11 protein-coding genes are annotated in these 15,749 nt (G+C 63.1%); 2 read left to right on the top strand and 9 right to left on the bottom strand.

Annotated features, from left to right (window positions below):
- Window positions 1–81 precede the first annotated feature (81 nt).
- Both AC2YI2_RS01760 and AC2YI2_RS01755 read right to left on the bottom strand, forming a co-directional pair.
- Window positions 82–1,851 carry a hypothetical protein gene (locus AC2YI2_RS01760; RefSeq protein ID WP_487384696.1) on the bottom strand — a complete coding sequence of 590 codons (1,770 nt, stop codon included), beginning with the start codon at window positions 1,849–1,851 and terminating at the stop codon, window positions 82–84.
- A gap of 400 nt (window positions 1,852–2,251) precedes the next feature.
- The gene (locus AC2YI2_RS01755; RefSeq protein WP_487384695.1) at window positions 2,252–5,749 is read right to left on the bottom strand and encodes a hybrid sensor histidine kinase/response regulator; all 3,498 of its coding nucleotides are present in this window, start codon (window positions 5,747–5,749) and stop codon (window positions 2,252–2,254) included.
- Window positions 5,750–5,942: 193 nt separating this feature from the next.
- On the opposite strand from AC2YI2_RS01755, the gene mscL reads away from it, so the two are divergent.
- A complete protein-coding gene (gene mscL / locus AC2YI2_RS01750; protein ID WP_487384694.1) occupies window positions 5,943–6,362 on the top strand; it encodes a large conductance mechanosensitive channel protein MscL in 420 nt (139 codons plus the stop codon).
- 2 nt (window positions 6,363–6,364) lie between these two features.
- Here mscL and AC2YI2_RS01745 read toward each other — a convergent pair whose 3' ends face one another.
- The 3 genes from AC2YI2_RS01745 to AC2YI2_RS01735 form a co-directional block, all read right to left on the bottom strand.
- Complete coding sequence (locus AC2YI2_RS01745) at window positions 6,365–7,231, bottom strand: patatin-like phospholipase family protein (RefSeq protein ID WP_487384693.1); 867 nt, start codon at window positions 7,229–7,231, stop codon at window positions 6,365–6,367.
- Window positions 7,232–7,409: 178 nt separating this feature from the next.
- A complete protein-coding gene (gene rsmD / locus AC2YI2_RS01740; RefSeq protein ID WP_487384692.1) occupies window positions 7,410–7,967 on the bottom strand; it encodes a 16S rRNA (guanine(966)-N(2))-methyltransferase RsmD in 558 nt (185 codons plus the stop codon).
- On the bottom strand, window positions 7,948–9,882 hold the full coding sequence (locus AC2YI2_RS01735) for a pseudouridine synthase (RefSeq protein WP_487384691.1): 1,935 nt from the start codon (window positions 9,880–9,882) through the stop codon (window positions 7,948–7,950). Before AC2YI2_RS01735 ends, rsmD begins: the two co-directional genes overlap by 20 nt.
- Window positions 9,883–9,949: 67 nt before the next feature.
- On the opposite strand from AC2YI2_RS01735, the gene AC2YI2_RS01730 reads away from it, so the two are divergent.
- The gene (locus AC2YI2_RS01730; protein WP_487384690.1) at window positions 9,950–10,402 is read left to right on the top strand and encodes a nucleoside deaminase; all 453 of its coding nucleotides are present in this window, start codon (window positions 9,950–9,952) and stop codon (window positions 10,400–10,402) included.
- On the opposite strand, the gene AC2YI2_RS01725 is transcribed toward AC2YI2_RS01730, so the two are convergent.
- The 4 genes from AC2YI2_RS01725 to ileS form a co-directional block, all read right to left on the bottom strand.
- Window positions 10,403–11,203, bottom strand: a complete 801-nt coding sequence (locus AC2YI2_RS01725; protein ID WP_487384689.1) for a GGDEF domain-containing protein — start codon at window positions 11,201–11,203, stop codon at window positions 10,403–10,405. It lies immediately after the preceding gene.
- Window positions 11,204–11,311: 108 nt separating this feature from the next.
- Window positions 11,312–11,821, bottom strand: coding sequence for a hypothetical protein (locus tag AC2YI2_RS01720; protein WP_487384688.1), 510 nt, complete (start codon window positions 11,819–11,821; stop codon window positions 11,312–11,314).
- Between the two features lie 7 nt (window positions 11,822–11,828).
- A complete protein-coding gene (locus tag AC2YI2_RS01715; protein ID WP_487385273.1) occupies window positions 11,829–12,422 on the bottom strand; it encodes a hypothetical protein in 594 nt (197 codons plus the stop codon).
- 190 nt (window positions 12,423–12,612) lie between these two features.
- Window positions 12,613–15,606 carry an isoleucine--tRNA ligase gene (gene ileS / locus AC2YI2_RS01710; RefSeq protein WP_487384687.1) on the bottom strand — a complete coding sequence of 998 codons (2,994 nt, stop codon included), beginning with the start codon at window positions 15,604–15,606 and terminating at the stop codon, window positions 12,613–12,615.
- Between the last annotated feature and the right edge of the window lie 143 nt (window positions 15,607–15,749).

Genomic DNA, 15,749 nt, shown 5'->3' with positions numbered 1-15,749 from the left:
GGAGGGAAGGGGAGGGCGACCCCGCGAGCGCTCCTTAAATCACCCCCAGTATTGGTGAGGGCGGTAGCCAATGCCAAGTCGTTATCTGGCTATGCGATAGATCCTGAATTGCCCATCGTTAAGCGGCTCCAGTCCAGCGACCTGAACCGACATCGCCAAGGCCTGGTAGAATGAGCCATCGGCGGGCGAGATTGCCGATTTGGGTGCACAGATGGCGACGTAATCATAGCCCAGCGTCCGCAATGGCTGTATCTCCGCCACGGGCGTCATGAACGCGTCGAGTGTGCGCCGAATGCCAGTTGCCGCGCGCTGGAATGGAACATTCGACACCGTGAACCGCCCCGGCACCTCGTAGGCAATGTGGATGCCAAGCGTTGCGCCTGCGAGTATCCTACCGGGTGCAACAGTGTGCAGAATGGAGAAATCGGCGGTTTCGCAGCCGTCGTTCAAGATATGGAAGGCTGTATCCGTGGGCCGCTTCGTCGGCGAGATCCAGCCGATCATCATAAGAACAGCGATGAACGGCAGAAGTGCAATCGCAAATGTGGCGGGCGCGAAGAGCCGGCGCTGCGACATCCGCTCCTGCAGCCATAAGATTGCATAGGGCAGTACCAGAGAAACGAAAAGCGCCGCAAATCTAAGGAACCGCACCGCAAACAGCGCGCAAAGGATGCTTGCGACAGCCATGACTACAACTGCCCAGGGTATTTTCCGGGCATTGTTCAGATCGTCCGCGACCCTGGCAACCATCAGTGACAGAACAACGAGGAAGAGAGAAAAGATACCGATCAACAGCAGGTTGAACCTTTGGAATATCGCTATGATGCTCATTTCCTGCGGGATGCGGTCGAGCCAGACAGTTTTTAGATCCGGGTCGATCATCTGAAAGGGGCCCAGCAGGATCGCAGGAAACAGAAGAACGAGGGCGGCCAGCAGAACGACGGGCATCCCTATCGCCATCAATCGCAGCAAGATTGACATGCCGGTCGCTCCTGCCCAGCAACATATAGCCGCGATTATGCCGAAGCCCATGAGTGCGTAAATGTATGGAGCCGACAGCATGTCAGACTGAAAGACAATGAACGCCTCCGGCCCGATCAGCAACATGGTTGCGACTGGCGTTGCCAGGACATTGGCCAGGGCAAGGCCCAGCAGAGTCTCGCGCGCGCCATCCATTTGCAGCAGCCATAGAGTGACGGCGAGGCTATAGGCCGCGGCAAGCAACGGAATCGTTTCCAAGCCTGTCGCCACCGACAGGACACCCGCAACGCCGGCGATAGCCCCACCCATCAGGGACTGCCGCGTCAGTCCGAACAAGACCGCCATGAGCAACAGCATCTGGACATTGTGATGATCGATCCGGCCGGGGGCAAATTCAAGAAAGGCGATGGCGCCCAACATGATCGACAACACGCCCGCAAGTGGCGACAGGCTGGGTGCCATCCGATCCTGAATCCAAGCATAGAGCAGCAGCGACCCCATCAGCAACACTGGTGGCCAAAGTCGATAAGACCATTCGAGTCCGGGCTGTTCCCCGGTCAGCGGGGCAAGGCCGCTGGCAATCAGCCAGTAAGGCAAATCGACGAGGCGCGACCATGCGGAGAGGTATATTTCGGGCCCGACCAATCCGGGAAGGCCGAGATCGTGCCACCGGCCGCTATAAAAAAGCTCGCGGATCTGCAGCGATCTGAGAAGATCATCGATGTCGCCGTTGAAATTGTCACCGTCGGAAGCGTCGAAAGCCAGTATAAGAGCGCAGCAAAAGAGCTGGACAGCAAATCTGCGTGCCAGCCGCCATTTGTTCAACGGAACGTGGCCCGCCTCGTCCGCACTCACCGCATTGTCCATCATCTCGGTTCCTCGGCATCGAGTGGTCACGATAAGACAACCGCACGTAGTGCAGCACCAGCAAAAGAAGCGTTAATGGCGGTCGGACAATTCGAGGGAAGGCCCCGGCAAAACGATTTCCGAAGGGTCGATCAGGTCGCTGGGATGCAGGCGGTCCTGGGGGCAACACGCCGCGGATTGCGGGGACGTGCCCTTCCGTCAGGTGATGCGGCGCCGCTGGAGACTTCTTGGCCCACGTCACGCTGACAAAGTTGGCCATTCGCCGAGGTCACGTTGAGGAACTCGGTCAAGTCGAAGACTTGCCGACACGAATTGGGAAGCGGATCTTTGAAGTGGACCGGAACTCACCCCGCCTGTGGGACAGGGGGGAATGCCGCAACGCCACGCTCGACAAGCCAACGGTTCACTCCGCCGCAGCCTTTACTCCGCCCGCAATCCGGCTCAACGTCGCCCTCAGCGCCGCCGGCTTCACCGGCTTGTTCAACTGCGCGATCCCATCCCTGTCGGCATGGGCCCTGACCTCCGGCGTCCTGTCGGCGGTGATAAGGATCGCTGCGACAGGGCCGAAGGCGTCCCGTAGCCTTGCGATGGCGGAGATACCGTTGCCGTCGCCGAGATGGTAGTCGGCGATGATGGCATCGGGACGCCAGCCGCGGGCGATCACGCCATCGCAGTCTGCGACACTGCCCGCCGTCTCGACGACGCAGCCCCAGCCTGTGAGCAGGATGCGCATGCCGTCGGTGATCGCCGGCTCGTTGTCGATGCAGATCACGCGCAAGCCGTCGAGCTTCCGGCCCGGGCCGACGGTGGCGCTTGCGGCCTCCGGCGCGAGCGGCACCGCGCTGGTCTGCTCGAGCGGCAGGCGGACGCGGAAGACGGTGCCGCGGCCAGGGGTCGATTGCAGCGTGACGGGGTGGTTGAGGACGCGCGAGATGCGGTCGACGATGGAAAGGCCGAGGCCCAGCCCCGAGGCCGTGCGGGCGCCCTCCTCAAGCCGGGCGAATTCCTTGAACACGGTCTTGAACTTCGAGGCCGGGATGCCGATCCCGGTGTCGTAAACCTGGATCCAGGCCTCGTTGCCGCGACGACGGACGCCGACCAGCACTCTGCCGCTGGAGGTGTATTTGATGGCGTTGGAGACGAGGTTCTGCACAAGGCGGCGCAGCAGGGTCGGGTCGGTGCGGACCTTGAGTTTGGTTGGCAGCACCTTCAGTGACAGGCCCTTGGCGTTCGCGAGCGGCTGGTAGTCGGTGTCGATGCGCTTGAGGAAATCGCCGAGCGCGACGGTGGCGAGACGTGGCTTCATCGCCCCGGTGTCGAGCCGGGAAAGATCGAGCACGGCGCCCAGAATAGTTTCGACCGATTCCAGCGCGGAATCGATGTTGAGCACGAGGTCGCTGTTGCCGGAATGACCGAGACGCTCGACCAGCGAGGAGGAATAGAGTCGCGCGGCATTGAGCGGCTGGAGGATATCATGACCGGCTGCGGCAAAGAAACGGGTCTTGCCGATATTGGCCTCTTCGGCCGCGGCGCGGGCTTCGGCAAGTTCGGTGTTGACGCGGGTCAGTTCGCGGGTGCGCTCGACCACGCGCAGTTCGAGCGTCTCGTTGGCGACCTCGAGCGCCTGGTTGGCGCGGACGCGTTCGGTGATATCGGTGCAGGTGGTGACGATGCCGAGATCGGGCATCGGGTTCGAGCGAAGTTCGACGATGCGGGCGCCACCATCGAGCACCATCATGAATGGCGTGTCGGGGGTCAGGATTCTGTCGATGACGTCATCCTGCCGGCTCGGTTCGATATCGCCGCGTTCGGCGATGATCGCGACGATGGCGGACAGTGGAAAGCCGACCTGGCCCGCCTGCTCCGGCAGGTCGAGCAGGGTGCGGAAGCGGCGGTTCCAGATGGTGAGACGCTTGTCGGCATCGAAAACCGCGATGCCCTGGTCCATTTGCGACAGCGCAGTCTGCAGCATGCCCTGGTTATATTGCAGCGCCTCGCTCGCCTGGTCGAGCAGCATGGCCGTCTCGGCCGTATTGCGGTCCCTGCGCCGCATGCTGAGCGTCAACACCAGCCGGGCCGAGGACGAGCCGATCGCCGAGCCGAGTACCTGTTCGGCGAAATTCAGCAGCTCGGCATCGGCGAGGTCGCGGTCGTTGAGCTTGCGCCCTCGCTCTTCCGCGAAGGAGGCGAGGGAGCGCTGGGTGCGCTCCTCGCCGAGATAGCGGCCGATCGCGATCTTGAGTTCGCCGATCGTGAGATTGGTCCGCCAGTTGCGGCGATGCGGTCTTATACTTGGTCGCAATACGAAGACATCGGCCTGCTGTCGCTCGAGGCCCCGTTCGGCGCGTGACAGCGAACCAAGGACGAAGGCGGTGATATTGACGACGAGGCTGAGGACCACGGCGCTGACGAAGGGATCGCTCGGCGTGCTCGGACCGCTGGCCGACGGGAAGAAGGCGTCGAAGATGACGGAGGCGTCCGGCGGAGCGGAGGTCCAGCCCACGCTCGGGATGAACAGCATCCATGCCCAGACGCCGAAGCCGGTGGTGAGGCCAGCGATCGCGCCACGTGCATTGGCGCGCCGCCAGAAGAGGCCGCCGAGCATGGCCGGGGCCATCTGGGCGATGGCCGCAAAGGCGATCAGGCCGATCGAGGCAAGCCCGCCCGAGGAGCCCGAGGCGCGGTAATAGGCATAGCCCAGGAGGAGCACGACGAAGATCGCGCCGCGGCGGATCATCAAGACCAGCTTCGAGATGTCGTCGAATTCCGGCTTCGATTCGAGCAGGTTGCGGCGGAGCAGGATCGGCATCACGATATCGTTGGAAATCATGATGGCGAGCGCGACCGAGGCGACGATGACCATGGCGGTGGCCGCCGAGAAGCCGCCGAGAAAGGCGATGAGCGTCACCCAGGGCATGTCGGCCATGAGCGGCAGCGTCAGCACATAGAGATCGGCATTCCCCGTGCCCTGGAAGCGGATGACGCCGGCCATGGCGATGGGAAGCACGAACATATTGATCAGCACGAGATAGAGCGGGAAGAAGAAGGCCGCGAGCTTCAATTCCCCGAAGGTGCGGTTCTCGACGACCATGACATGGAACTGTCGCGGCAGCATCATGATCGCGAAGGCCGAGAGCACGATGAGCGTCAGCCAGCGGCTGATCGGCGTTTCATGGGCGAGTGCCGCCTCGGCCGCGGCGTTGTTGCGGATGAGCTCGATGAGGTGGCCGGGGCCATCGAAGATGCCGTAGATCACCGTGAGACCAACCGTGATGATGGCGACGAGCTTGACGAGGGATTCGGTGGCGATGGCGAGGATCAGGCCGTCCTGGTGCTCGGTGGCGTCGGCATGGCGCGTGCCGAAGACCACGGCGAAGAAGGCGAGCGAGAGCGTCACCAGCAGCGGCAGGTCGATGAGCTGGTGGTTGTCGAGGCCGATCGCATAATGCGACGTGTCGACAAGCGAGCCGACGGAACTCGAGATCGCCTTGAGCTGGAGTGCGATATAAGGGATGTAGCCGACCAGCGCGATCACGGCCACGATCATCGCCACGACGGGGTTCTTGCCATAGCGGGCGGCAATGAAGTCGGCAATCGAGGTCAGGCGCTCCGCCTTGGCGATTTCGGTGATACGGCGCAACAGCGGCAGGCCGAGCGTGAAGACGAGGATCGGGCCGATATAGATCGCGGCAAATTCGTAGCCGCGCTGAGCGGCGAGGCCGACACCGCCGAAATAGGTCCAGGACGTGCAATAGATGGCGAGCGAAAGTGCATAGACCAGTGGCCGCCCGCCCGCGCCGCGGCTTGCATCCCTCGGCCGGCTGTCACCATAACTCGCGATGCCGAACAGCAGCACGAGATAGGCGATCGCGGAGCCGAATATCACCCAGCCTGGCAGCATGGGGCCTCCCCTGAATTCCGCGCCTCAAGCGGATCGGTTGATGATAGAGGGTCGGAGGGAGGATTTCAAATAGACCTTTCGTCGCTAAGATTCGGCAATCCCTAGGAAATTTCCGTCTGGATTCTCCATTCGTCTCTGCTAACGTTCATCCACGGCCGGGACGGGTCGGGACAGCATCGGGAAGGAGAGTGCCATGTTGAACGAGTTCAAGGCCTTTATCATGCGCGGCAACGTGCTGGATCTGGCGGTAGCGGTGATCGTCGGTGCCGCGTTCGGCAAGATCGTCACGTCGCTGACTGACGATCTGCTCATGCCGATCATCGGCGCCATCGTCGGCAATGTCGATTTCTCGAATCTGTTCATTCCCTTGTCGAGCAAGGTCACCGCGACATCGCTCGCCGCGGCACGCGAGCAGGGCGCGGTGTTCGCCTATGGCAACTTCATCACCATCGTCATCAACTTCCTGATCGTCGCCTGGTGCATCTTCATGCTGCTCAAGCTGGTCAGCCGCTTCATGCCGAAGAAGGTTGAGGAGCCTGCGCCGAGCGGTCCGTCCGACGAAGTCGTGCTGCTGACGCAGATCCGCGACGAGCTGAAAAACCGGGCCGTCTGAAACTAGCTTGCAGCGATGCGGCGGCTGATTTCCGCATCGAGCGCCCGCTTCACATCGTCCTTCACCGCCGCGGAAATCTCCAGCACCTCGGCCGCCTTCATGAAGTCGAGCACCTTGAAGCGCCCTACCTCGGGCGCCAGGAACACATGCGGCCGGTGGGCCTTGAGCTTCATCGCGATGATCGATTGCATCATCAACTGGCTGGCGCCGAACAGGCTGTCGATCCGGCTGGGAATGACATCCGGGTCGCCCGAGGGCCAACCGACGACATCGATGCCGATGACGATATCGGCCTTGTCGAGCAGATATTCGAACGGCACCGGATTGAAAATGCCGCCGTCGACCATGATCCGGCCATTGATCCGGACCGGCATGAAGACAGCCGGGATGGCGGCCGACGCCGCGAGAGCCTGGATGAGATCGCCGTCGCCGATCAGCAATTCGGAACTGCCGTAATAATCCGTCGCAGTGACATGCAGCGGGATCGTGAGATCCGCGAAATCTGCCGGCAGCAATTCGGGCAGGAAGGCCTTGAGGATGCGCTCGAGGTTGTATTGGCCGATCCGGAAGCCGCCGGCGACCATGTCGCTGAGCGTCGTGGGACGGAGCGACCAGATGCGGTTCATCACCTCGCGCGGGCGGCCGACGGTGGAAAGCGTGAATTCTCGGATCTCGGCGCCCGACATGCCGGCTGCCATGCCGGCGCCCATGATGGCGCCGATCGAGGAGCCGGTGATCGCCACCGGCGTGATGCCGAGTTCGTCCAAGGCTTCGATCACATGGATATGCGCGAGCCCGCGTGCACCGCCGCCGCCGAAGGCGACGGCCACGGTTGGGGAGGAGGTGTTGTTGGACGCAGTCAATGTCATGGCATGCCTTTGATCGGGGTGGCCGCGCTCCTATGCGCCGGCCGGGGCCTTCACGCATCCATGATCCAATGAGGCAAATGGTGCAAGTCCGGAGGTGTCAGTAGTCCTTCAAGGCGGCGAGCAGTTGCCCTTGTTCGTGCCGAGCGCATGGTCGCTCAAGGCTGCCAGAACGGCCGGGTCAGCCGCCATACCGATAGAAATGCATCCGGGTATCGCCGAAGGTGCGAATCTCGAGCGGCTGAAAGGTGGCCGCAACGGACGGGTCGACATCGGCGCGTTCTTCGAGGATTACCAGCGCACCGAGGACCAGCCAGCCATGGCGCTGGCATTGATCGATCGCCGCCTCGCCCAGCCCCTTGCCATAGGGCGGGTCGGCGAACAGGAAATGGAACGGCTGCACCGTGCCCGGCGCGCCGAGATCGGTCGCGTCGCGGCGGAAGATGCGCGCTCGCCCTTGAAGGCCGAGCGTCTCGATATTGGTGCGGAGCAGCCCGCGTCCCTCAACCGAGGTCTCGACGAAAAGCGCCTGCGAGGATCCGCGCGACAGCGCTTCGAGCCCCACCGCACCCGTGCCGGCGAAGAGATCGATCACCCGCGTCCCATCCAGCGCCTCGGGATAGGCATGGGACAGGATGTTGAACAGGCTCTCGCGCGTCCGGTCGGTCGTCGGCCGGATATCGCTGCTCTTGGGGGTCGCGAGCGCGCGCCCGCGGAACTCACCGCCGACGATCCGCACCGCGTCCCGGTCCCTTGTTGCCGCCTGCCGGCCCCTTGCGCGGGCCATCGCCGCGCGGCTTGTCATTGCGCGGGCCGTCGCTGCGCGGCCTGTCTGTGCGAGGCTTGTCCGAACGCGGACGCTCCGACCGTGCTCCCTCGGCACGTGGGGCACTCGAACGCGGCTTGTCCGTACGCGCGCCATCAACGCCGCGCGGCTTCCCGCCGAAAGCCCGCTTCGGGCGATCCTCACCTGCGCTCCGGTCATCGTTGAACGACCTTGCCGGCCGCGCCGCGCGCGCTGGACGTTCGCCGTCGGTTCGCTCCTCGCGGGGTTTGCCGGCAAACGGGCGCTTCGGACGGTCTGAACTTGGGCGATCTTCACTGAACGGTCTTGCCGGGCGGGCACGCGTCGGCCGGTCGCCGTCCGCTCTGTCTTCGCGCGGCTTGCGGCCGAACGGCTTTGCTGGTCGTTCCGCTCGCTCGGGACGGTCGCTGCGCGCCTTCCTCACCGGACCTTCTGATGTTTCGACGCCATCAGTCTTGAGCCGCAGCACGCGGCGCTTCGGACCTGCCTCGGCAGCGACGTCCTCGGCTTTGGCTTTCGCCTTCTTTGGCGCCACCGGTCGGGCGCCAGGTGCCATCCAGACATTGGCCGTGCGGCTCGACCCGAGCGGCAGCCGCTTCTGCTTCTTGTCATCCTTGCCGCGATCGTCTCTGGCTCCCCGGCGATCGCCACGGTCGCCGCGCTCTCCACGATCCCTGCTGCCATCCCGGTCCCGGCCTTCGCCACGATCCTTGGAGAAGCCGCGCTCCGGCTTCTTCGTATCGATACGGGCGAGGTCGCGCTCGCGGCGGTCCTCGCGGCTTTCGCGGCGCGGACGTTCGCCTGCGGCCCATTCACGGGTCGCCGGCGCTTCTTCCTTGGCTTCAGGCGGGGCGTTGAAGATCGGCGCCTCGAAATTCGCGTTGGCCTCCTCGATCAGGCGGGGCCCGAGCTGTTCGCGCAGCGTCCGGCTCTTGACCTCGACCACCTGGCCATCCTCGAGCTCGCCGAGCTGGAACGGGCCGTAGGAAATCCGGATCAGGCGGTTCACCTCGAGACCGATCGCGCCGAGCACGTTCTTGATCTCGCGGTTCTTGCCTTCGCGCAGGCCCATCGTGATCCAGACATTGTGGCCCTGCTCGCGGTCCAGCGTCGCCTCGATCGCGCCGTAGAGCACGCCGTCGACGGCGATGCCTTCGCGGAGTTCGTCGAGCCGGGCCTGGTCGATCGCGCCATAGGCGCGGACGCGGTAGCGCCGCAGCCAGCCCGTCGAGGGCAGTTCGAGCATGCGCGCCAGGCCGCCGTCATTGGTAAGCAGCAGCAGACCTTCGGTATTGATATCGAGGCGGCCGACCGAGATAACGCGGGGCAATTCCTCGGGCAGATTGTCGAAGACAGTCGGGCGGCCTTCGGGGTCGAAATTGGTGGTGACGAGGCCGGCAGGCTTGTAGTAGATCCAGAGCCGCGTGCGCTCGATCGCGCCGATCACCTGCCCGTCGACTTCAACGCGGTCCTTGTCCGTGACGTTGACGGCGGGGCTTTCCAGAACCTTGCCGTTCAGGCTGACGCGGCCTTCCATGATCATGCGCTCGCAATCGCGTCGCGAGGCGACGCCGGCGCGCGCCATGACCTTGGAGATGCGCTCTCCCTCGCCCGTGACCGTCAGGTGATCAGGGTTCGCCTTTGGTGCCGCCTTGGGCTTCGACGAAAACGTCTTGCGCGGCCCGTCCGTGCGGGATTCCCCCGGCCGCGATCCTTCGGTTCGGGGCCTGTCCGTCCTCGGTCCATCCTTGCGGGGACCGTCCTTGCGGAAAGGCTTGTCGCCCCGCGGCGGCTTGCCGGCCGCACCGCCTGGCTTGCGCGGACCGCCGGATTTCCTCGTATCTTTCATAGTATTTGCCTTTTCTTTGTTCGTCTCCTATCAGGACAAGGGGTTCTGGTTAAGAGGGAAAAGCCGCGTGGCGCCCGCAAATCGCTTCATGCAGATCGCCTTCGAGGAGGCGCGGGCGGCAGGTAGCCGCGGAGAAGTGCCAATTGGTGCCGTTGTCGTGAAGGATGGCGAGGCAATCGGCCGAGCCGGAAACCGGACGCGCGAGCTCCACGACGTGACGGCGCATGCCGAAATCGAGGCGATCCGCCGGGCTGCCTTGTCTATCGGAGACGAGCGGCTGGTCGATGCCGATCTCTATGTCACGCTCGAACCCTGCACCATGTGCGCGGCGGCGATTTCCTTCGCCCGCATCCGCCGGCTCTATTACGGTGCCGCTGATCCCAAGGGCGGGGCGGTCGAGAGCGGCGTGCGCTTCTATGCCTCGCCGACATGCCATCATGCCCCGGAAGTCTATCCAGGCATAGGCGAATCCGAGGCTGCGGCATTGCTGAAAAGCTTTTTTCAGGACCGGCGCGAGTGATCAGGCGGCGGATGCTTCGTCGTCCTTGATCTCGTCGAGAACGACACGGTTCCGGCCGATATGCTTTGCCCGATAGAGCCGTCGGTCAGCGTCCGCTATGGCCTGGCGTATGTTGAAATGACCATCGACGGCGACCCCGCCGATGCTGATGGTAATTGGGACGCGGCCCTTCTCGCGGTGGATGTCGGTCGCTTCTGCTCGGCGGCGCAGGGATTCCGCGACGGCAAGACCTTCCGCGGCTCCGCTGCCATCGAGAAAGATCGCGAATTCCTCGCCGCCGATGCGGCCCCAGAAATCCTTGACACCCGTGGTCTCGGCGATCGCCGCCGCGATGGCGACAAGCGCCTCGTCTCCAGTCTGGTGGCCGAAATTGTCGTTGATCCGCTTGAAGTGATCGGCATCGGCCAAGAGAAGCGTTCCCTTGCGACCGGCGGCGCTGGCTGCATTCAACTCGGTCAGGAAGGCTTCGCGGGTGAGCGCGCCGGTCATCGCATCGAGCCGTGCCTTCTGCTCCAGCGCGGCATGGGCGAGCACCAGGTTTGCGTGCATCCGGTCGCGTTCGACATGAAGCGAGGCGAGTTCATCGCGGGCCTTGCGCAGCACATCGCTCTGATGGAACTGCCAGGTGCTGGCGGGAAGCGCGATGACGATCGGGCAGAGGAAGCTGAGCCACATGCCAATGCCATCATAACTGCCGCCGAGCAACGGCACGATGCTCAGCGCGATCAACACGGAGATACCCGCGCTGATGCACGTTGCGACCAACGCCTTGCCGATGGTTTGACGACCGATTGTTGCCATGCAGCACAGCCTAGGACGCACCGGTTAACGGCCGGTAACCAGTGTGGCGGGCCATGAAAATATTTCAATTTCTGATAGCTGATCTGATTTCTATCAAGTTTTCGGCGATCAAGGCTTTCGCAGGCAGGACTGGCCGGACAGCTTGATAATGCCCTTGGGCCTATAACGGGCGATCGCTTCCCGCGTTGCGAGCTCGATCAGGCAAGCGAGTTCGTCTTCGCGATCGGAATTGGGCGTGATCAGGCTGACCGCGACACCGAATTGTGGGGTGCCTTCGAACGGGATGACATAGGATTCCGGGCTGATGCCTGTCGTGATGGTCTGGGTATAGAGCCATTCACGGCCGCGTTCCGTTTCCATCCATTGCCCGACATCGGAATGGGTGACGATGTTGAAGACGACGTCGGCGCCCGGCCCCGCCTTTGCTGGCTTCAGTCTGGCCTTCTCGATCGCGCGCATCATAGGCGGCAAGAGATAGGCGGAATAGCCGCTGGCGCTCTGGCTTGAGGACACTTCGATGATGAAAGTCTTGCCGTCGAGCGGCGATGCCGCCTCGACAGGCTGAGCGATCAAACCGAGCGATAGGCAGATTGCGGCAGCGAAAAGAATCTGCCGCATCGCGCGATTACCAGAGCTGATACCACTTGCGCCCGGTGCCCGCGATCTTCGCGTCTTCCAGGCGCTTCTTTTCCTTGGCCGCCTCGGTCTCGCCGAGTTCGGTGAGCTTGGCCGGATCGTCGACCTGGCGATATTCGAGCGGCGGGTCGCTCATGAAGCGGCGCTTGTTTTCACGGCCTTCCATGATCTTGCGGGCTTCGCGATATTCAGTCGCCTGCTGCTCGACCGACTTGACCTTGCCTTCGGTGACGCCGACGATGAGCGGCGAGCGATAGTTCGGGTTGTCGGCGTTCTCGTCGGCTTCCGCCTTCAGGCGGTCACGCGTCTGCTCCGGGCTTTCGAGCCAGGCCGGATTGTCCTTGGAGGCGAGGTTCTGCTGCGGCTCGACCAGCTTGGCTTCCGTCGGCTTGATGAGATCGCCGCGCGGCTGATAGGCGAGCTTGACGGGTTTCTTGGCGGGGGCCAGCGACATCGAGCTGCCGATATCGTCGACGAGCTGCTCGGTTGCGGTCTTGTCCGTGCCATAGGTCGGCCCCATGCAGCCCGCAACGCCGAAAGAGGCGGCAGAGAGCACGATCAAGGTGCCAGCCACGCGATACATTCCCGTCATTCGGTCCCAACCCTTCCGGTGGTGCAGCAAAAGTTAACAGCCCGTTTCCGCGATTGACGCAGAAATCCGGCCATTTTCAGGCAGGCTTTTACCGGAGATGTCACAAAAGCGCAAATGTTTAGGGCTGCGCGGCAACAGAAGGCGTGGATGAAACGCGCCTTCTGTTGCCGATTGATCAGCCTCAGGCGGCTTTCTGAGCCTTGATTTCGCGCAATGCAGCCGCATCGCGCGCCGAGACATCAGGATATTCCGCATCCGAACCGACATCCTTGGTAATGCGCCAGGAGCGGGCGCATTTGGTGCCTTCGGCGAGCGAGGGAACCACGGCGACACCTGCGACGTCATCGGCACGGAAGGCCTCGGCCGGGGCTTCGCCCGAAATCACCGCAATATCCGACGTGATGCAGATCTCGGCGAAGTCGAGGTCTTCGAGTGCCTGATGCAGCGAGGCATCGGACACGAAGACCTGCGGCGCCGCCTCGAGCGAAGAGCCGATCCGCTTGTCCTTGCGCTCGATTTCGAGAGCGCCGGTGACGGCACGGCGCACGGCGCGGACCTTCTTCCACTTCTCGGCCAGCGCCTCGTCCTTCCATTCCGACGGAATCGCCGGGAACTGTTCGAGATGGACCGAGACCGCCGAAGGATCGCGGCTGAGCCACGCTTCCTCGGTCGTGAATGGCATCATCGGCGCGAACCACAGCACCAGGCAATCGAACAGCTTGCGGATGACATAGAGGCTGGCACGGCGCTTGGCGCTCGACGGCGCATCGCAATAGAGTGCGTCCTTGCGGATGTCGAAATAGAAGGCCGACAGCTCGACATTGGCGAAGTCCGAGAGCGCACGGGTGATGCGCTTGAAGTCGAATTCGTCATAGCCTGATCGAACCAGCTGATCGAGCTCGGAGAGCCGATGCAGCATGAGACGCTCAAGTTCCGGCAGTTCCGCGTAGCCGATCTCCCAGCCCTCGTCGTGGGCGAGCGTGCCGAGCATCCAGCGGAGCGTGTTGCGGATCTTTCTGTAGGCATCGATATTGGTCTGCAGGATCGTCTTGCCGAGACGCTGGTCTTCCCAGTAATCGGTGTTCATCACCCAGAGGCGCAGGATATCGGCGCCGGACTGGGCCATGACGTCCTGCGGCACGACGGTGTTGCCTAATGATTTCGACATCTTTCGGCCATGCTCGTCCATGGTGAAGCCATGGGTGATGACGGCGTCGTAGGGCGCGCGGCCGCGCGTGGCGCAGCTTTCGAGCAGCGACGAATGGAACCAGCCGCGATGCTGGTCGGAGCCTTCGAGATAGACGTCGGCCGGCCATTTGAGGTCCGGGCGGTCTTCGAGGGTGAAGGTATGCGTCGAGCCCGAGTCGAACCAGACGTCGAGAATGTCGCGCACCATCTGCCACTTGTCATGGTCGTGCCCGTTGCCGAGGAAGCGCTCCTTGGCGCCTTCCGCAAACCAGGCATCGGCTCCTTCCTTTTCGAAGGCGTCGAGGATGCGTTTGTTGACCTCGCTATCCTGCAGCACGTTGCCCTCGGCATCGGCGAAGACGCAGATCGGCACGCCCCAGGCGCGCTGGCGGGACAGAACCCAGTCGGGGCGCTGCTCGATCATGGCGCGCAGCCGGTTCTGGCCGCCCGATGGCACGAAGCGGGTGTCGTCGATGGCTTTCAGCGCGCGGCTGCGCAGCGTCGTGCCGTCGCCGAAGTCCTTGTCCATATAGACGAACCATTGCGGCGTGTTGCGGAAGATCACCGGCTTCTTCGAGCGCCATGAATGCGGATAGTCGTGCTTGATGCGGCCGCGGGCGAAGAGCATGTTTGCCGCGATCAGCGCATCCATGACCCGCTTGTTGGCATCGCCCTTCTTGCCGTTGTCGTCGATGACGCGTGCCGCGCCACCCTCGGCCGACGGGCCGAAGCCGGGGGCGTCCTCGGTGTAGAAGCCATCGTCGCCGACGGGGAAGGGGATCTTGGTCTCGATGCCGCGGGCGGCAAGCACGCGCACCTGATCCATCCACGCCTCAAAGTCTTCTCGGCCGTGTGAGGGGGCGGTATGGACGAAGCCGGTACCGGCGTCGTCGGTGACATGGTCGCCATCTAGAAGGGGTACGGGGAACTCATAACCGCCGCCGAGACCTTTAAGGGGATGGGCGCAAACGACGTTGTCAAATTTGGTAGCGTCCAGGTTCGAAACCAGATCGAGCTTGAGTTTTGCCTTGGCGGCCGCCTCTTCGGCAAGACGCTTCGCAAAGATCAGCCGTTCACCGCGCTGAGGGCCAAAATCGTTCTCCGCCGCTGAGACCTCAAAAAGACCATACTCGATGCGTGACGAATAGGAGATCGCGCGATTGCCGGGGATGGTCCAGGGCGTAGTCGTCCAGATCACCACTGATGCGCCGGTAAGATCCACCAGCTTCATCTCTGGCATCGGCTTCCCGTCCTCAAGCGGGGCGCCCCGTCCGAGTGTTGTCTGGTCAGGAGACACCACCGGAAACTTCACCCAGATCGTGTCGCTCTCGACCTCGGCATATTCCACCTCGGCCTCGGCCAGTGCCGTGCGCTCGACCACCGACCACATCACCGGCTTGGAGCCGCGATAAAGCTGCCCCGACAGCGCGATCTTGAGCAACTCGCCCGCGATCCGCGACTCGGCGTGATAATTCATCGTCAGATACGGCTGGTCGAAATCGCCGATGATGCCGAGGCGCTTGAATTCGCCGCCCTGCACGTCGATCCATTTCTGGGCATAGGCGCGGCATTCCTTGCGGAACTCGACCATGGCCTTGGGGTCGTTCAGGTCGGGCTTCTGCTTGCCCTTGGAGCGGTAGTTCTCTTCCTCGATCTTCCACTCGATCGGCAGGCCATGGCAGTCCCAGCCCGGGACGTAGTTGGAGTCGTAGCCGCGCATCTGGAACGAGCGGGTGATGACGTCCTTCAGCACCTTGTTGAGGGCGTGGCCGATATGGATATTGCCGTTGGCATAGGGCGGGCCGTCATGCAGCACGAATTTCTCGCGGCCGGCGGCGGAAGCGCGGAGCTTCTTGTAAAGCTCCATCTTCTCCCACTTGGCGACCAGCTCGGGCTCCTTCTGGGGCAGGCCAGCGCGCATCGGGAATTCCGTCTGCGGCAGATAGAGCGTGGATGAATAATCGTTCTTGTCGGTGGCTTCGTTCATTGCAAGACCATTTTGAGCGGGCGCGGCGGGGCCGGCGCGTGATGTCTGGAAATCTGTGATGATCGGCTTTTTAGGCGAAACGCCTCAAGTCCCGGACCTTCGCTCCGCCAATCAGGCGGCGAGGGCCGGGCAAATAATTCGGG

It is taken from the genome of Rhizobium sp. SRI_017 (assembly GCF_057586295.1).
The sequence above is the reverse complement of the archived record's forward strand: the minus strand, read 5'-3'. Positions and strand labels throughout refer to the sequence as shown.